Source organism: Psychromonas ossibalaenae ATCC BAA-1528, assembly GCF_000381745.1.
Lineage (GTDB): Bacteria > Pseudomonadota > Gammaproteobacteria > Enterobacterales > Psychromonadaceae > Psychromonas > Psychromonas ossibalaenae.
In genome coordinates, this window is the sequence record NZ_KB906983.1 from 23,108 (window position 1) to 42,277 (window position 19,170).

At 41.9% G+C, this 19,170-nt stretch carries 12 protein-coding genes and 1 riboswitch; of the genes, 7 read left to right on the forward strand and 5 right to left on the reverse strand.

Annotated elements, in window-relative coordinates; all coding sequences use genetic code 11:
* Nucleotides 1–110: 110 nt before the first annotated feature.
* A complete protein-coding gene (locus tag G327_RS26025; RefSeq protein WP_169337232.1) occupies nucleotides 111–1,262 on the forward strand; it encodes an EF-hand domain-containing protein in 1,152 nt (383 codons plus the stop codon).
* Between the two features lie 105 nt (nucleotides 1,263–1,367).
* Here G327_RS26025 and G327_RS0110005 read toward each other — a convergent pair whose 3' ends face one another.
* From G327_RS0110005 to gltS, 4 genes are all read right to left on the reverse strand, one after another.
* The gene (locus G327_RS0110005; RefSeq protein ID WP_019614634.1) at nucleotides 1,368–1,799 is read right to left on the reverse strand and encodes a hypothetical protein; all 432 of its coding nucleotides are present in this window, start codon (nucleotides 1,797–1,799) and stop codon (nucleotides 1,368–1,370) included.
* Nucleotides 1,800–1,895: 96 nt separating this feature from the next.
* Nucleotides 1,896–2,198: an MGMT family protein gene (locus G327_RS0110010; protein ID WP_019614635.1), complete on the reverse strand. Its 303-nt coding sequence runs from the start codon at nucleotides 2,196–2,198 to the stop codon at nucleotides 1,896–1,898.
* 24 nt (nucleotides 2,199–2,222) lie between these two features.
* Nucleotides 2,223–2,969: a substrate-binding periplasmic protein gene (locus tag G327_RS0110015; protein ID WP_019614636.1), complete on the reverse strand. Its 747-nt coding sequence runs from the start codon at nucleotides 2,967–2,969 to the stop codon at nucleotides 2,223–2,225.
* 152 nt (nucleotides 2,970–3,121) lie between these two features.
* Nucleotides 3,122–4,345 (reverse strand): sodium/glutamate symporter, encoded by a 1,224-nt coding sequence (gltS, locus tag G327_RS0110020; RefSeq protein ID WP_019614637.1) that lies wholly within the window; start codon nucleotides 4,343–4,345, stop codon nucleotides 3,122–3,124.
* Nucleotides 4,346–4,766: 421 nt separating this feature from the next.
* Between gltS and G327_RS0110025 the strand changes: the two genes are divergently transcribed.
* The 5 genes from G327_RS0110025 to G327_RS0110045 all read left to right on the forward strand — a co-directional run bounded on the left by G327_RS0110025 (nucleotide 4,767) and on the right by G327_RS0110045 (nucleotide 15,540).
* Nucleotides 4,767–4,967: a hypothetical protein gene (locus tag G327_RS0110025; RefSeq protein ID WP_019614638.1), complete on the forward strand. Its 201-nt coding sequence runs from the start codon at nucleotides 4,767–4,769 to the stop codon at nucleotides 4,965–4,967.
* Between the two features lie 493 nt (nucleotides 4,968–5,460).
* Nucleotides 5,461–9,978 carry a glutamate synthase large subunit gene (gltB, locus tag G327_RS0110030; RefSeq protein ID WP_019614639.1) on the forward strand — a complete coding sequence of 1,506 codons (4,518 nt, stop codon included), beginning with the start codon at nucleotides 5,461–5,463 and terminating at the stop codon, nucleotides 9,976–9,978.
* Nucleotides 9,978–11,447: a glutamate synthase subunit beta gene (locus tag G327_RS0110035; protein ID WP_019614640.1), complete on the forward strand. Its 1,470-nt coding sequence runs from the start codon at nucleotides 9,978–9,980 to the stop codon at nucleotides 11,445–11,447. Before gltB ends, G327_RS0110035 begins: the two co-directional genes overlap by 1 nt.
* A 350-nt stretch (nucleotides 11,448–11,797) precedes the next feature.
* Nucleotides 11,798–11,976, forward strand: a riboswitch (Lysine riboswitch).
* A 209-nt stretch (nucleotides 11,977–12,185) separates the two neighbouring features.
* The gene (locus G327_RS0110040) at nucleotides 12,186–13,754 is read left to right on the forward strand and encodes a Na+/H+ antiporter NhaC family protein (protein WP_019614641.1); all 1,569 of its coding nucleotides are present in this window, start codon (nucleotides 12,186–12,188) and stop codon (nucleotides 13,752–13,754) included.
* A gap of 175 nt (nucleotides 13,755–13,929) precedes the next feature.
* On the forward strand, nucleotides 13,930–15,540 hold the full coding sequence (locus G327_RS0110045; RefSeq protein ID WP_019614642.1) for an NAD(P)/FAD-dependent oxidoreductase: 1,611 nt from the start codon (nucleotides 13,930–13,932) through the stop codon (nucleotides 15,538–15,540).
* Between the two features lie 217 nt (nucleotides 15,541–15,757).
* Here the strand turns inward: G327_RS0110045 and G327_RS0110050 are convergent, their stop codons facing one another.
* A complete protein-coding gene (locus G327_RS0110050; RefSeq protein ID WP_169337233.1) occupies nucleotides 15,758–17,947 on the reverse strand; it encodes a sensor domain-containing diguanylate cyclase in 2,190 nt (729 codons plus the stop codon).
* A gap of 282 nt (nucleotides 17,948–18,229) precedes the next feature.
* Between G327_RS0110050 and G327_RS0110055 the strand changes: the two genes are divergently transcribed.
* Nucleotides 18,230–19,159, forward strand: coding sequence for a D-2-hydroxyacid dehydrogenase (locus G327_RS0110055; protein ID WP_019614644.1), 930 nt, complete (start codon nucleotides 18,230–18,232; stop codon nucleotides 19,157–19,159).
* The last annotated feature ends 11 nt before the right edge of the window (nucleotides 19,160–19,170 follow it).

The following is a 19,170-nucleotide window of genomic DNA, read 5'->3' on the forward strand; positions in this document are numbered from 1 at the left end:
GCTTTGTAGAGATGCCTGGCTTAGACCGGCACTGCATAGCATCAAGCACATTCGCCTTAGTTAAAACGAATGATATGAACAGCACGTTATATGAAATAAGTGAGATAATTATGAAAAAATACACATTGATTACAGCCGCAATATTAATGGGCACCGCAACTTATACCTTTGCTAATCTGGTAAATGAAAACGTGGTTTTTTCTCAGGAAAATAACAGTTCTTTCCAGTCTGATAAACAGCATAAAGGCCCGACATTTGCACAGCTTGATAAGGACGGTGACGGCGAGATAAGTAAAAGCGAAGCGCGTGGCCGTTTATTGGTACATTTCGATGACGCTGACACAAGCGGCAGCGGTACGCTTTCAGCCGCTGAGTTTGATGCCTTTAAAATGAATTACACAGGAAAAAGCAGTAAGCAGCACAAGCAGCGTCCTACCTTTGCACAGCTTGACAGTAATGATGACGGCCAGTTAAGCAGAGATGATCTGCAGGGACGTTTATTAGCGGACTTTGATAAAATAGATACAGACGGCAGCGGTATGATTTCGCAGGCTGAATTTGAGGCCTTCAAATCAGAGCGTAAAGGCAAAAGCGGTAAACACCATAAGCGTCAAACTTTTGCACAGCTTGACAGCAATAATGACGGGCAGTTAAGCAGAGATGATGTGCAGGGACGTCTACTTGCGAACTTTGATCAAATTGATACAGACGGCAGCGGTATGATTTCGCAGGCTGAATTTGAGACCTTCAAATCAGAGCGTAAAGGCAAAGGCGGTAAACACCACAAACGTCAGACTTTCGCACAGCTGGACAGCAATAATGACGGTCAGTTAAGTAAAGATGATCTGCAGGGACGTCTACTCGCGAACTTTGATCAAATTGATACAGACGGCAGCGGTATGATTTCCCAAGCTGAATTTGAAGCCTTCAAATCAGAGTGCAAAGGCAAAGGCGGTAAACACCATAAACGTCAGACTTTTGCGCAGCTGGACAGCAACAGTGACGGTCAGTTAAGTAAAGATGATCTGCAGGGGCGTTTATTAGCGGACTTTGATAACATTGATACAGACGGCAGTGGTATGATTTCCCAAGCTGAATTTGAAGCCTTTAAGTCAGAGCGTAAAGGCAAAGGCGGTAAACATCATAAAGGTGGTAATTTTACACTGCAGGACAGTAATAATGAGGGGCAGTTAAGCAGAGATGAGGGCAGTGTTAGTAACTGGCAGTTAAGCAGAGAAGGGACATTTATCAGCAGAGCTTGATCAAACAGATGCAAGCTGCTGTTAACTTACTTCATAAGGCGCTTTTTAGCGCCTTTTTGTTTCTGATGCTAAAAAATGCTGACAAATGAAAACAAAGCCTAGGGCTTACTTATCGATATTAATAATATTTTTAAAGTGCTTTTTCTTAGTCAGCAGAAAATCCACATCGGGCGGGAAATCTTTGTTGGACTTGGCATGTTTCATCATATCGAATATTTTAAATTCGGTTAATACGGCAAACTGATAGCTTTTAAAATCACCGTTAGCCTGTAGAGTAGGATCAAAATATAAATCCCCTTTTTTGATAATTGCATGATCTACCAGAGGATCTTCACAGCGGTACCCCAGCACATATCTTTCTCCGTGGCGAAAGATTACGTTCATATAACTGTTGTAGAAGCTTTCACCTTCTTTACTGGTACTCTTTTCTAATGCTTCATTTTCCATTGCACTAACTGTCACAATGCGAATGTTCTGTGCTTTAAAATTTAAATCTGTCAGCTGCTGCTGAATCTGTTCTGGGGTTAGCTGGATCACTTTTTATACCATTTATTCAATAAAATCACGCATATTATACATCGAAGCGCCTAAAAAGCATCGCTGTTCATTTTCGGTAGTTATAGTGGATTTCAACTATTCGATCAGTAAGGTGCGAAACTGCTGAATTTTTCCTTCTACGGAAACGCAGATCCCTTCATTTTCCAGCAGGTTTTTCTGACGAAGAAACGCCTCTCCAGTGAGTGAGATCTGCCCCTGCGAGTTAACGACCCTAAACCAGGGCAGCTTAGTATCTTTAGGCAGACGGGCAAGTACTTTACCAACGTGGCGGGAATGATTGGGGTAACCGGCCGCTTTAGAAAGGCGGCCGTAGGTGGTTAACTTTCCCGCAGGGACGTAATAAAGAATAGTAAATATACTTTGTTCAAATTCATTCATTTGAATTTCCAACCATTGTAAGAATTAAAAACCGTACTCTTTTAATATTTTATCATAGGTGCCGTCTTGTTTAATCGCTGCCAGCCCTCGGTTAAATGCATTAATTACCTTTTCTTTGTCTGGATTCTGCCTGGAGGTCATCAGATGAAGCGCTGCAATCTGCAGGGGCGGTTCAATAAATACAACTTCATCAAGTGTATGTGTCGCCATGGCGGCAACTTCGTAACGAAAAACATCATAAGAAATTGATATCATATCAACCCGTTTCTTAAACAGTTTACGTACATTTAATATCTGGTTGGTTGCGCCTTTTTTATTGAGGTAATCAGCCTGGTCAAATTCATCACTATTAGCCCAGCCCCGGCCTACCCCTATTGTGTAAGGGGTTAAATCCTGGAGTTTTGTGTAGTGCCCTAACCCTAATGATTTAAGGGCGACTAGCCCGACACGGATATCATAAATAGGTTCGCTGTATAAATAAGTTTTGCTCCGTTCGTCGGTGTAATAAGCGCCCATTAATATGTCGGACTTGCCGCTTTCAACCTCTTTCAACGCGCGTTTCCAGGGAATAAATTTTACTGATGACTGAATACCCGAACGTTGAAATGCGGCTTTTACTATGACGGTAATAACACCGTTATTGGTCATTTCTGAGCCGTAATAGGGGGCCCAGTCAACGGTTACCATTCTCAGTTCTTTAGCGTGAAGCGTTGCTAAGCAGGAGCAGAATATGAAAATAACCAGCTGTAATGTACAGAATCTGTGTTTCATGGTTATTTCTCCGCGATACTTGAAATGTATTACTGATTATAGAACATAGGTTTTATTTTGATGCCGGGTGGAGAAAATAGAGGTCGTTTTAAAGTGAGTTTAGAGAAACTAAAAAGGTGTATTAAGCACCTTTTTAGTTGAGAAAAACTGTATTAAGCAATAAAAGCGATATAACCCTGCAGGATAATTAAGTTTGTCATATCAATAAAGAACGCCCCGACAATAGGAACCACCATAAAGGCCTGTGGTGAAGGACCATTTCGTGAGACTAATGCGCCCATATTCATTACTGCTGTAGGTGTTGCCCCCATACCAAAACCGCAATGGCCGCCGGCAATAACTGCTGAATTGTAGTTACTGCCCATTACTTTAAAGGTAATAAAATAAGTGAAAGCCCCAAGGACAATTGTCTGACAGATTAAAATGGCCAGCAGCGGCAGTGCTAGTTCAAATATCTCCCAGAGTTTTAAGCTCATTAAAGCCATTGATAAAAATAGCGATAATGAAACAGTACCTAAAATATCCACGGTTTCTGCATTTACTTTATAGGTTTTAGTGGTTTCGGTAAGATTGGTAATAATGACCCCGATAAATAAAGCATAAACAAAGTCAGGGATCTTCAGGAATTTAATATCAAAGCTATCAACAAGTTCTTTGAAATATTGTGCTCCAACGATACAAATCAACATAATAAACAGTGTCTCTGTGATTTTTTTCGCACAGACTTTATCTTCTTCTAACTGATTATAGGTAACCAGTTCAGGGTGCGTTTCATGGTGATTTGCTCCTTTACCAAACTCAGACTCTAAGCCTTTTTTATTAATTAAACGCTGTGCGACCGGGCCGCCGATAATGCCGCCCATTACTAAACCAAAGGTTGCCGCAGCCATTGCAAATTCTAAGGTTTGTAAACCGTAGTCTTCGGAAAAAGTCTGCGACCAGGCCACCCCCGTTCCGTGACCGCCGGACAAAGTAATCGAGCCGGCAATTAATCCCATTAGAGGATCCAGCCCTAAACTACTGGCCAGAGTAACACCGACACCGTTCTGAATAATGATGTACAGCGAGGCGATGCCTAAAAATAGAAAAACTTTTGTACCGCCTTGAGCTAATAACTTGAAGCTGGCGGCTAAGCCGATGGTGCTGAAAAATAACAGCATAAAGGTATTTTGTAAGGGCAGATGAAAGGCAATTGTTGTGCCCTGCTGATGAAGGATCGTTATTAGTACGGCTACAACTAATCCGCCCAGAATGGGTTCCGGGATATTAAACTGGGCTAGTTTTGGTGAGCAGGCATTGATTAAGCGCCCTATAAAAAGCACCAGGATGGCTATTATTAAAGATTCGATAGCCCCGACTTCTATTATATTTTCCATATTATTATATCTCTATCTGCTGTGAGATGAGTCTCTTATGTTGTATTAATTTCAGCTGCTATTGTATGCATTTTATCTGCATATCTCATAGAAATAATTTGCAAGTGATTATTTGTTAAGCAATAAATGCTTACTTTTGATTGTTATTTGAATTTTTAATGTGGTTTTTGGCTGTGTTTTTCAGATTTTCCTAGGGGGGGGCTGGGCATTATAAACTATATCAATAGTGCTGGTAGAGGAGAGTGGGGATATGTTTTTTGCTGCTATTAGCCAAACGGGGCTTTTTTTTAGCTCTTGCGCGCTATTTTGCGGCGTTTTTTAGCTCATTATTTCCTGAACTTGGTATTAATTATGCAACTTATAAATTGTGACTTAAAAACGGCAGAAAACCGCCGTTTTTTAATCGTTAGCGGAGGTAGCTATGTTAAGAAATCATAAAGTGCATCAGATTGATCGTGTGGTGATTGCCGCCATAGGGTTATTAAGTATCTTAAGTGAAGGCTGGTTATCCGATGTTTTAGTCATGCTTTCTATGCTGCTTTGGTTATGGCTGCCGGAATGGGAAAGTGTGTTATTAAAAGCCTATATCAAAGAGAATAAAACCTCGGATAAAACGAATTAATATTCATATTTTCAATGGTTAATACCCCTAATATCCCTTCTTTTGTATCAAATTTATCTCTTTTTGCGTCATTATTCGTTTCATACACATCAATCTGTGTCTGTTTTTTGAACAGAAAAGTGATGTTAAAACATATGAGTAGCAGGTTCTTCGGGTGTTACAAGCTATTAACAACTATCAGCAGCCGGTCAAATTAAGAAAATTGGATTTTATGCGCCTTAGGCGGTAGAATACGCATAAAATTACGCCTGTTATCTGGAAGAAATAGTGTATAAGCCTCGTGCTTATAAGGATGCTATGCGCGTCATTTCTTGCTAAGGAAGTTTTCTAAAAGTGCATTTTTGCCCCAAAAGGTAGTTTCCTTTACAAAAAAAGTAAAACTTAATTGCCTGTTTTTTTGTTTATGCAAATTTACAGGTCGTGTATAGCACTTCGAAAACGTAGATCTAAAGCAGTAACCCTTTTTTACTGTTTTATCTTGAAGGACATGTTTATGACTAATAAAGAGCAAAACGCTCACGGCCTATATGTGCCAGAGATGGAACATGATGCCTGTGGTATCGGCTTCGTGGCACACTTAAAGAACAGCAAGTCACATCAAATTGTGACCCAGGCATTAGATATGCTTGCTCGAATGGAACACCGAGGCGGTCAAGGCTGCGATCCGTGCAGTGGTGACGGTGCTGGTATTCTGCTGCAGAAACCGCATGAGTTTTTAGTGACCGAAGCATTAAAAGTAGGGATAACCTTACCAAAATTTGATCAATATGGTGTAGGTACCGTCCTTTTTCCTAAAGATTCGAATCAGCGTAAAGAATGTCGTGATATTTTAGCGCGTACAGCTGATCGTTTAGGTCTTGAAGTTATTGGTTACCGTGTTCTTCCTACCGACAATTCAATGATCGGTGCAGATCCGTTAAGCAGCGAACCGCAGTTTGAACATATGTTTGTAACCGGCGGTCCGGATATGGACCCGGCTGTATTAGAGCGTAAATTATTTATATTACGTAACTACTCTACGCGTATCTGTCTACAGTCTGTTTCTGGTATCGAAGACAACTTCTATATCAATACCTTTTCGTACAAAACTATTGTATACAAAGGTCAACTGACTACTGAACAAGTGCCGCAGTATTTCCTCGATTTACAAAATCCGAGTATGGTAACGGCACTTGCACTTGTGCATTCGCGCTTCTCTACCAATACTTTCCCGCGCTGGCGTTTAGCACAGCCTTTCCGCTACATTGCGCATAACGGCGAAATCAATACTGTTCGCGGTAATATCAACTGGATGAAGGCGCGTGAAGCGCTTCTGGAAGCTGAGTTCTTTACCCGCGGCGAACTTGATATGTTGATGCCTATCTGTACTGAAGGTATGTCTGATTCAGCAAGCTTTGATATGGCACTGGAACTGCTGGTTCTTTCCGGCCGTAGTCTGCCGCATGCATTAATGATGATGATTCCTGAAGCCTGGCAGGAAAATCACAACATGGATAAAACCCGTCGTGCTTTTTATCAATATCATGCAAACCTTATGGAACCTTGGGACGGCCCGGCTTCTGTCTGTTTCACTGATGGTGTACAGGTTGGTGCAACGCTTGACCGTAACGGTCTGCGTCCTTCTCGTTACTGTGTAACCAAAGATGACTTCCTGATCATGGCATCAGAAAGCGGCGTGGTTAAAATCGAGCCGGAAAATATTAAACTTCGCGGCCGTCTGCAGCCGGGACGTATCTTTGTTGCGGATCTGGAACAGGGCCGCATCATTTCTGATGATGAAGTCAAAGACTCTATTGCAGCACAGCAGCCGTACGAAACCTGGTTAGCTGATAACTTAGTTAAGCTGGAAGATCAGCCGGCTGCCTTAGAGCGTAATCTGCAGCCTAATGACGGTCACTTTTTAAGACGTCTGCAGGCATTCGGCGTGAGCTCGGAAGAAGTGAGTGAAATTTTACTGCCGATGTTTAGAGACGCGAAAGAGCCGTTAGGCGCAATGGGGGCCGACTGGCCGCTTGCTGTACTTTCTCATCAGTCGCAGCATCTTTCTCATTACTTTAAACAGTTGTTTGCGCAGGTAACTAATCCGCCGATCGATCCGATTCGTGAACGTATGGTTATGTCGCTGAAGACTTATTTAGGTAAAGATCAGAATTTATTATCTGAAACGCCTGAGCACTGTCATAAAGTAGAACTTGAGTCTCCGGTATTAAGTAATGCGGAACTGGAGAAAATCAATGCTTTAGATGATAAACACCTGCAGGCTAAAACATTAGATACCATGTTCCTGGGGACGGGTGAAAAAGGCAAATTAGCCAAATCACTGGATCGTATCTGTCGCTATGCTGAAGATGCAATTCATGACGGTTACTCGATCATTATTCTTTCTGACCGTAACGCAACTTCAGATCATGCTCCGATCCCGGCTATGCTGGTAACGGGCGCGGTTCACCATTACTTAATTAAACGCGGCCTTCGTGCTATGTGTGATTTAGTGGTAGAAACAGGTGACGTACGGGAAACACATCACTTTGCAACGGTAATCGGTTACGGCGCATCTGCTGTTAACGCTTATTTAATCGAAGAGATGATTGTTGACTTAAAAGCGAAAAACCGTCTGCCGGCTGAAAAATCAGTCGCTGATGTTTTTGCTTCTTACAAAGCCGCAATCGATGCGGGTCTGTTAAAAATATTCTCAAAAATGGGGATATCAACGATTCAGTCATATCAGGGCGCACAGATTTTTGAAGCGCTGGGTATTAGTAAAGCCGTTGTTGATAAGTACTTCAAAGGTACTGTGACACGTATTCAAGGTTTAACCATTGATGATATCGCCACTGAGATTCTAGTACGTCATCGCTTTGCTTACCCGTTACGGGAAGTGCCGGTTACGCGTTTAGATGTCGGTGGTGTTTACCAGTGGAAACAACGCGGCGAAAAACATCTGTTTAACCCGACAACAATTTCCTTACTGCAGGAATCTACGCGTAATAAAAATTACCAGCAGTTCAAAGAATATGCGGCTACAGTTGATGCACAAGGTGATGATGCGGCAACACTGCGTAGTCAGTTTGAATTTGTGCCGAGTGCTGAAGGACCTATCTCCATTGATGAGGTTGAATCTGCTGAAAATATTTTAAAACGTTTTGCTACAGGTGCGATGAGCTTTGGTTCTATTTCGCATGAAGCGCACTCTACGTTAGCTATCGCCATGAACCGTATCGGTGCGAAATCTAACTCCGGAGAAGGTGGTGAAGATCCTGCACGTTTCTTACCAAAAGATAACGGTGACTGGGAACGCTCGGCAATCAAGCAGGTTGCATCGGGTCGTTTCGGTGTTACCTCTTACTACCTGACCAATGCTGCTGAAATTCAGATAAAAATGGCTCAGGGTGCTAAACCTGGTGAAGGTGGTCAGTTACCTGGTCATAAAGTTGATGACTGGATCGGTCGTACTCGTCACTCGACTCCGGGCGTAGGTCTAATTTCACCGCCGCCGCACCACGATATCTATTCAATCGAAGATTTAGCGCAGCTGATCTACGATCTGAAAAACGCCAACCGTCAAGGCCGTGTTAACGTTAAGTTAGTATCTGAAGCAGGTGTCGGTACAATCGCCTCTGGTGTTTGTAAAGCAAAAGCAGACGTTGTATTAATCGCCGGTTTTGACGGCGGTACAGGTGCATCACCAATCTCTTCAATTCGTCATGCAGGTTTACCTTGGGAACTAGGTTTGGCTGAGACGCATCAGACACTGCTGAAAAATGGTTTACGTAACCGTATCGTTGTTCAGGCAGACGGTCAGATGAAAACGCCGCGTGACTTAACAGTAGCCGCATTATTAGGTGCTGAAGAGTGGGGCGTTGCAACGGCCGCGCTGGTTGTTGAGGGCTGTATCATGATGCGTAAGTGTCATTTAAATACTTGTCCTGTTGGTATCGCAACACAAAACAAAACATTACGTGAACGTTTTGACGGTCGTGTTGAAGATGTTGTGACATTATTCCAGTACTTGGTAGAAGGCATGCGTGAAAATATGGCGATGCTGGGTTACAAGACAATTACAGAAATGGTGGGGCAGACACAAAGTCTGAAAGTGCGTGAAGATATCAAACATTGGAAATACAAAAACTTAGACTTGAGTACAGTATTATTCAAAGAAGCGCCTAAAGCTGAAGACGGATTGTTTAATCAGACCGGCCAGAACCATAACCTGGAAGCTGTATTAGACAGAAAACTGATTGAAATTGCTAAACCTGCTCTTGAAAAGGGTGAAACGGTTTCTGCTGAGTTTGACATTGTTAATACCGACCGAAGCTGCGGTACTATGCTGTCCAATGAAATTTCTAAGGTTTATAACGATCAAGGTTTGCCTCTGCCGATGCAGGTTAAATTTAACGGCAGCGCGGGTCAGTCATTCGGCTGTTTCCTTGCAAAAGGTGTTGAATTTACCGTTGAAGGTGATGCAAACGATTACTGGGGTAAAGGTTTATCCGGTGGTCAGATTGTTGTTTATCCGCATAGAAACTCAGATATCGTTGCTAAAGACAATATCATCGTAGGTAACGTATGTTTCTACGGGGCAACATCCGGTCAGTCATATATTAACGGCATGGCGGGTGAACGTTTCTGTGTACGTAACTCCGGTGCAGAAGTAGTTGTTGAAGGTGTTGGTGACCACGGTTGTGAATATATGACCGGCGGTATTACTATTGTCTTAGGTACAACGGGGCGTAACTTTGCTGCCGGCATGAGCGGCGGTACTGCTTATGTATGGAACAGAGACGGCTCATTCGAAAGTAATTGTAATATGGAACTGGTTGACCTGGATCCGCTTGAGCAGGAAGATAAAGATTTTCTTGTTGCTAAGGTGAACAAACATTTAGCCTTAACCGAGTCAAACGTTGCTGCTGCATTCTTAGCGGATGTTGAAACAAGCCTGGCGCAAATGGTTAAAGTCATGCCGCGTGATTACAAAGCGGTATTAGCTGCGCGTAAGAAAGGAGATATCTAATGGGTAAGCCAACGGGATTTTTAGAGTTAGGTCGTGAACTGCCGGGTAAACTTCCGGTAAGTGAGCGTCTGAAAAATAACAAAGAGTTTGTACAAAACGATGAGTTTGGTCAGAAAATTAGTGACCAGGCTTCACGCTGTATGGACTGTGGTGTACCTTTCTGTCACAACGGTTGTCCGATTGGTAATATCATTCCTGAATTTAATGATGCGGTTTACCGTGAAAGCTGGTTAGAAGCCTGGGAAATACTAAGCTCTACTAATAACTTTCCAGAGTTCACCGGGCGTGTTTGTCCGGCTCCCTGTGAAAGCTCATGTGTGCTGGGTATTAATCAGGATCCGATTACGATATGTAATATTGAAAAAACTATCGTCGAAAAAGCTTATGAGCTGGGTTATGTACAGCCTAAAATACCAACTGCACGTACCGGTAAAACCATTGCCGTTATCGGCAGTGGTCCTGCTGGTCTAGCGGCTGCTGAGCAGCTGAACAGTGCCGGTCATACGGTCACTGTTTACGAGCGGGATGAAAAAATCGGCGGCTTATTACGCTTTGGTATTCCTGATTTTAAACTGGGTATGGACGTTATCGATCGTAAAGTTGCGGTAATGGAAGCCGCCGGTATTAAGATGGTTGTGAATGCGCATATCGGTGTTGATTTTGATGCAAAAGAACTGCGCAAGCAGTTTGATGTTGTGCTGCTGACCGGCGGCTCTACTGTGCCGCGTGATCTGCCTATTCCCGGGCGGGATCTTAAAGGTGTTCATTTTGCGATGGAGTTCCTGAGTCAGAATAACCGCCGTGCTAATGATATGGATCTTAAAACTGAAGAAATTCATGCTCAAGATGACCATGTTATTGTTATCGGCGGCGGTGATACCGGTTCTGACTGTGTAGGCACTTCAAACCGTCATGGCGCAGCCAGCGTGACCCAGGTGGAAATCATGCCGATTCCACCAGAGCAGCGTACAGTGAATATGCCTTGGCCTTCATATCCGATGATCTTAAAAACGACCACTTCCCATGAAGAAGGCGTAGATCGTCACTGGTCTATTTTAACTAAAGAGTTCATCGGTGATGAAAACGGCTGTGTTAAAGAGTTAGTGATTGCTGATATCGAATGGGAAAAAGCGCAGCCTGGACAGCGTCCTGGTTTTAAAGAGATTGAAGGCAGTGTACGTACTGTGCCTTGTACAAAAGCATTTTTAGCAATGGGCTTTTTACACCCGGAACCAACCGGTGTATTAGCACAGCTTGAAATTGCTTTAGATGAGCGCGGCAACGTGGAAACAGATGATTTCCAGACCAGCCAGAAAGGTGTATTTGCCGCTGGTGATATGCGTACCGGGCAGTCTCTGATTGTTCGTTGTATTAATGAAGGTCGTGAAGCGTCTCGTGCTATTGATGCGTACTTGATGGGAAGCTCGAATCTTGAAGCAATGGCTGACTCTTTAATGTTAGCTGACTAACCGCTTAATTTACGCTTAAGTCTCGGCCGAAATATCTTTTTCGGTCGAGACTATTTTAATTAACTCCCTTGTATAAACTCCCCTGTATAAACTCCACTCTAAGTTACTTTTCAAATATTTTAAGATTAAAATAATAAGTATAAAACGCCAAAATGTTTTCCTAAAGGTTCACCTCAAGGCAATTTTTTTAAAAATATCGTGAGGCTAAGCTAGCAAATAAAAAACACTTTCCCGCCTTATTTTTAGGCCTTCCCACCCTAATTTATTTGATGCTTTACAGATAAAGATTAGATTACTCGATTTGAAAATTGCGTGATATACTGCGCCGCAAGAAGATGGGCAACCATTTTTCTTGAAGTAGAGGCGCATTACCTATCAGTAACTTAGAGAAGATCGACAATCTGTGATCCTAAGTGAAAGGAGTTAATGCCGAAGTAGTATTAGGCTGTCAACCTAGCTATTGGTGTCGTTTTTAATAAAGGCGATATTGTCATGCCAGACCATGTCTGGGTGGAGAGCTACAATACGTTGAATATAAATAATGAAATTATTTATATCACCTTAACTTGCTTCCCTTTGAATGCCTCATTTATCTATATAACATTCAATATTTTGATCAATATTGGTTATTTAGTTTCATATAATAAATTTTTTTGTTTTACAGCATTACGTTGAAAACAATCCCCTCTCTTGTGTAAAGAGTCAGGGTTTTTCTATGATTGAGAAAGGTAAAAATAAATGACGTTAGTTGATTTCGCAACTTCCTCGCTGTCGGTATTACCGGCAATAATTGCACTGGGTTTAGCCATTATTACCCGTCGAGTATTAATCTCGTTGGGTTTAGGTATTATCTTCGGTGCGCTGCTGTTAACGGATTTCTCTCTGTTAGAGTCAGGTAAATATATCTTCAATACGGTGAAAGGTGTTGTTATTGAAGATGGGGGCATTAACACCTGGAATATGAGTATTGTTGCATTCTTAGTGTTACTGGGAATGATGACTGCACTGCTGACACTTTCCGGCGGTACACGTGCATTTGCTAACTGGGCGCTGGAGCATATTAAAGATAAACGCGGCGCGTCTTACCTGGCTGCATTTTTAGGTGTATTTATCTTTATTGATGATTACTTTAACAGTTTAGCTGTCGGCTCTATTTCCCGTCCTGTGACTGACAGGTTCGGTGTGTCTCGTTCAAAACTTGCCTATATTCTAGATTCTACGGCCGCACCTATGTGTATTTTAATGCCGGTTTCAAGCTGGGGCGCATACATCATGACTATTATCGGCGGTATTCTGCTTAGTCATGGTATTGCAGATTACTCTGCGCTGGGTGCTTATGTGCGTCTTATCCCGATGAACTTTTATGCGCTGTTTACTTTGTTAATGGTATTTGCGGTTATCTGGTTTAAGTTAGATATCGGTCTGATGAAAGAGCACGAAATAAATGCTGAAGCACGCCTTAATGAGTCTCACAAAGAAGATGAAGATCATGTTGATTTACATGATGAGTTTGGTGTTGAAGAAAGTGAGCACGGTAAAGTAAGTGATCTTATTTTTCCGATTACCACTCTGATTCTGGCTACGCTGTTTTTCATGCTGTATACGGGTAACCAGGCGCTGAGCAGCAGCGAACTGCCGTTTTCTGTGCTAGGTGCTTTTGAAAATACTGATGTAGGTGCATCGCTTTGTTACGGCGCTCTGGTCGGACTGATGTTTTCTTTAATCACTGTATTCAAGCAGAAACTGGCGCCGAAGTTAATCGGCAAAGCGTTATGGATTGGTGCCCGCTCTATGTTCGGTGCGATCATTATCCTGTTCTTTGCATGGTCAATCGGTAGTGTTATCGGCGATATGAAAACCGGCGCATATCTGTCTTCACTAGTACAGGGTAATATCGGCTTACACTGGCTGCCGGTAATATTATTTATATTGTCTGGTTTAATGGCGTTTTCAACGGGTACCTCATGGGGTACATTCGGTATTATGCTTCCGATTGCAGGTGATATGGCGGCTGCTTCTGATATCAGTTTAATGCTGCCTGTATTAAGTGCGGTATTAGCAGGTTCAGTATTCGGCGATCACTGTTCACCAATTTCAGATACAACTATTCTGTCATCAACGGGCGCACGCTGTAAGCATATTGATCACGTTGCCACGCAGCTTCCGTATGCATTATCTATGGCCGCAGTTTCTAGTGTTGGTTTTATAGTGTTAGGCTTTACTGCTTCTGTGCTTATGTCATTAGCTGCTTCTTTCGCCGTATTTAGTATGGTGATTGCTATTATGAAGATGCTGTCCAAAAGATAATTCGGATAAAACTATCTTTTCAAAAAACCAGCCTTGTGCTGGTTTTTTTATGCCTGGCAGCATTCTGGATAACTAAGTGAGCAGTATAAAAGGTATTAAATAGCTAATATCAATTTCACTTCAGATCACGTAAACTACGCGCTTAATTTTTGACCCCTTATTTTTCAGGTGAACCATGATACGTCTTAACCAAGTTAAATTACCACTAGATCACAGCGATGATGCATTACAGAAATTTGTCTTAGATAAATTATCCGTTTCTGAGCAGCAGTTAGTGGATATCCATGTATTTAAACGTGGTTATGATGCGCGTAAACGTAATGTTATTACTTTGATTTATACGCTGGATATCACACTTGAAAATGTAGATGAGCAGCAGATATTAAAGCGTTTTGAAAAAGATCAGAATGTGCGGGTTTCTCCCGACACTGAGTATAAATATGTAACTCAGGCACCTGCGGATTTAAGTGAGCGTCCAGTTGTGATCGGCATGGGACCGTGCGGTTTATTTACCGGTTTGATTCTTGCGCAGATGGGCTTTAAACCGATTATTTTAGAGCGTGGTAAATCGGTTCATGAACGTGCCAAAGATACCTTCCGTTTCTGGCGTACAGGTGAATTAAACACTGAATCCAACGTACAGTTCGGAGAAGGCGGCGCGGGTACTTTTTCCGATGGTAAATTATACAGTCAGGTGAAAGATCCGGGTTTCTTAGGCCTGAAAGTTAAACAGGAATTTGTTGCTGCCGGCGCACCTGCGGAAATAATCTACGTTAGTAAACCACATATCGGTACTTATAAACTGGTCACTATGGTTGAACGCATGCGCAGTAAAATCATCGAGCTAGGCGGCGAGATTCGTTTTGAAACGCGGGTTGATGAGATCAATATAGAAGATAATCAGGTGACCGGCGTGACCTTAAGCGACGGAGAAGTGATTGACTCTAAGTACGTTACATTAGCGATTGGTCATAGCGCACGTGATACCGTGCAGATGCTTCACGATAAAGGTGTTCATCTGCAGGCGCAGTCTTTCTCTGTCGGTTTCAGAATTGAACATAAACAGGAAATGATTGATAAATGCCGCTTTGGCATTAATGCCGGGCATCCTATTTTAGGTGCTGCTGATTATAAACTTGTGCATCACTGTAAAAACGGGCGCAGTGTTTATAGCTTCTGTATGTGTCCGGGTGGTGTAGTGGTGGCTGCTACCTCGGAAAAAGAGGCGGTGGTAACTAACGGTATGAGCCAGTATTCGCGCAGCGAACGTAATGCTAACAGTGCGATTGTAGTGGGCATCTCGCCAAGTGATTTTGATAACGATCCGCTCCAGGGCATTGCGCTGCAGCGTCAGTTAGAGCGTAATGCTTATATTTTAGGCGGTAGTAACTACGATGCTCCTGCGCAGCGTGTAGGTGATTTCTTAGCAGCTCAAGACGCTAAACCGTTCGGTCCTATTGAACCTTCCTATAAACCGAATGTTAAAATGACCGATTTAAGCACCAGTCTGCCTGATTTTGCCATTGATGCGATCCGCGAAGCGCTGCCGGCTTTTGATAAAAAGATCCGTGGTTTTACGACTGCCGATGCAATGCTTACCGGCGTAGAAACGCGTACCTCGTCACCCGTACAGATAAAGCGCGGTCAGGATTACCAGAGCATCAATACCAAAGGTTTATACCCGGGCGGAGAAGGTGCCGGCTATGCGGGTGGTATTTTATCTGCCGGAATCGACGGTATTAAAATTGCTGAAGCAGTTGCACTGGATATGCTTAAAGCTCAATAAAACAGTTAATACCAAACTGATTAAGTAAATGGTCATTTTTAGGCGCAGGAAAAATCAATACTAGCAAGGCATTAATTGATGTAACTAGTCATTCTAATTACGAAATTAATAACGAAGATAGAATTTATTTTAACCAGCATAAAAGATCAGAGGCTTATTCAGATTGGTATAACAGCCTTCATTAATAAAAAATCCGAAAAGAATTTCGGCTTTTTTATTACTTACTCTTCACCCCTGTTTTTTCTTCAGTGGTTAGATCCTGATAAGAGAAAAAGCGGCCTTTGCCTAAATTTTTCGCTTTATAGAGGGCGGTATCTGCATGGTGAATAAAGTCTTCTAAACTCAGCGCATCCTGCGGCGAGATTGAAATACCGATTGTTACACTAATATTGATCCGTTCTCCGTCAATAAACATAGGTTTTGCTATTGTATCAATTATTTTTTGTGCCGGAGTCAGTGCATCAAACTTACCGTTCACACTGTTAACGATGACGGCAAATTCATCACCTCCTAAACGTGCTGTCAAGTCAGAACTACGTACCGTACTGCGCAGACGTTGAGCCACTTTCTGCAGTACTTTATCACCCATATTATGACCAAAAGTATCGTTGACCGGTTTAAAGTTATCTAAATCCAGCAGTAACAAACCAACACTTAACTGCAGCCTCTGCTTCACAGCTAATGCATGCTGCAGCTCCCGGTTAAAATGACGCCGGTTAGCAAGATCCGTCAGCGGGTCGGTGAGTACTAAGTGCTGGATTGCTTCTTCATCTTTTTTACGTTGAGTTATATCGCGGATAACGGCGGTGTATTTTATTTCACCTTGAAACTCAGACTGACCTAAAAATATTTCAACCGGGAATGTTGTGCCGTTGGCACGTTTAAGCACCTGTTCACGTCCGCCGACCTCTACTGAGTCCCGGCTTTTTGCAAAATGTTCGCTGATGATATGTTTACCTTGAGGGTCATGAGCTTCCTGCATCAACATTGTAATACTTTGATTAAACAGTTCATCTTCACTGTAACCGAGCATCATTTCAGCCGCGGTATTAATGCTTTCAATATAACCATAGCGGCTGGTAGTGATGATGGCATCATGCACTGTATTCAAAATGGTATTAATTCTGCGCTGGCTTTCTAATGCACTTTTTCTATCATTATCGGCATTTTTTTGTAATTCAATTAAATGATTCGCCAGTGTTAAAGCCTGATCGGTTTTTTGTTCACTTTTAGCCTGCAGCTCTTTAATCTCTTCAAGCTGCCTTAATGTTGTTAAGTTCATTTCTGTTAGTGATTTCTGGCTGCTGCGGCGTTTTCTTTCATAGTGTTTAAAAATACGGATTGAGCGGATCATCTGTTTAATTTCAAAAATCTGATCTGGGTGAAATACAATCTGCTTACTGTGGTGATAGCGGGCCTGTGAAACCATGGACTGGGTAACTTTCTGTATCGGCAGGATCACTTTTTTAAACATGATATAACTGAAAAACAATAAGGTAATAATGCATAAAAGCATAACGGCCTGGATTCGCTCTTTGATACCGTCCTGTATTAAATGAATTTGTTCACCGACATTAAAAATTTTGCTTTTCAGCTCTATTTCAATGTGCTGATCCAATATCCCTAGCGCTTTTAACGCTTTATTATCTAAGCTTTGGGAGTGACTAAGATCAATTGTTTTACGTGTAGTAAGAGGTCTCTTGAGGTTGTTTAACAGCCCCTGATAATGGTTAATGGTCTGCTGAAAAGTCCTTAATGCCAGTTTTTCTTCGGCAGCAAGGTCCATTTTAAAATATTTTTCAATGTTAATAAGCAGTAAATTAATCTTCTCTTGAGCTTTAACTGCATAAGCGCTATCGCCTCGTATTTGTAAATTTTTTATATGATGGATCATGCCCCCGTAACCTAACTGAGCAACTATTTCTGTATACAAGCTAAACTTATCAGTTCGAATAGAAAGATTTTTTTCCTCCTGATGGTTAAATTTCCGGTTGTTCTGCTCAAGCACAGTTAAGCCGCGCAGTGCGGGCTGATCATTAGTTTGTAGAAAGGAGTCTATTTTTTTTATTGAGCTGCTCCCCTGAAATAAATGCGGAAGCTGGTTTACTTTAGTCTGATAGTTTTTTATTACAGCCTGGATATCGTTAAGTGCATAACGTTCTGCATTGCTTAGCTGAAAAGAAAGGTAGAGTTTGATAATGGCTTCGACCTGATGAATATCTTCTTTAATGCTCGAGAGCTGTTCTGGATTATTATTAATAATGGAATTTTTTAATTTATGGATCATTCCTCCATAACCGAGAAAAGAGCGAATGGAATTTTCTAAATTAATTTTTTCTGATTGCTCAACTTGTACTTCATCCCATAAAATCTGAATTTTAAATACCTTATCACTAATTGTCTGCATGCTTGCCACCTGAATCAACGTCATTATCAGGATTAGTGAAATAAGCAGAAAACTAATTAATTTGAGAGTAATATGACGAGATAATATATTCATGAAAATCCCTTTATGGTATACCCGTTTAATATATATAAGAGATATGCAGACATGATGTTTAATTAGACTGGTATAAGTATTAAAAGTAGTTGCTTGTATAATTTTTGTAAAATACACAAAGGGAAGATCATGCTAAAAACGGCGGTTAGCTAACACTCTATTCTTTTTAATTTTAATTTAGGAATAAATATGAAAATTGTATTACTAGATGCACTGACTCTTGGGGATACAGATTTATCTGCTTTGGATCATCTTGGCCAACTGACAACGTACGCAACGACATCCAGTGAACAAAGGTTAGCCCATATTGCAGACAGTGATGTGATTATTACTAACAAAGTTTTAATCGATAAAGCTGTTATACAGGCAAGTCCGCAGCTTAAATTAATCTGTATTGCTGCTACCGGGACGAATAATGTTGATCTGAGTGCTGCTGTCGATGCGGGAGTGGCTGTGAAAAATGTATCGGGTTATTCCACAGAGAGTGTGGCGCAGTCAACTTTTGCAATGCTTTTTCAGTTGATACACCAAAGCCGTTATTATGATAATTACACACAGTCCAAAGCCTGGTGTGAAAGTCCTGTTTTTACCCATATCAGCAGTCCATTTTCAGAAATAAAAGGAAAACGCTGGGGCATTATCGGTATGGGAGCAATTGGTCAGCGGGTTGCTGAAATCGCCGCTGTGTTCGGCTGTGAGCTTTGTTATTATTCAACATCCGGCAAAAACAGTCAGCAGGCCTATCAGCAGGTTAGTTTATCTGAATTAATAACAAGCTGCGATATTATTACCATCCACGCTCCGCTTAATGGACAAACAGAAAACTTAATTGATCAGCAGGTCTTAAAGTCTGTCAGGCAGGGCGCTGTTATTCTTAATTTAGGACGCGGTGGTATTATTGATGAGACCGCTATGGCAAAAGCGATTGATGAGTATGAGGTTTACCATGGTACGGATGTATTAGCTGTCGAGCCGATGGAGAGCAGTCATCCCTATTTCTCAGTTAAGCAGCAGTCACGTTTATTAATAACACCGCATACAGCCTGGGCTAGCTCTCAAGCACGGCAGACACTTGTGAATGCCATTGTTAATAATATAAACAGTTTTAATATTTCGTGATAAAGAAGTAA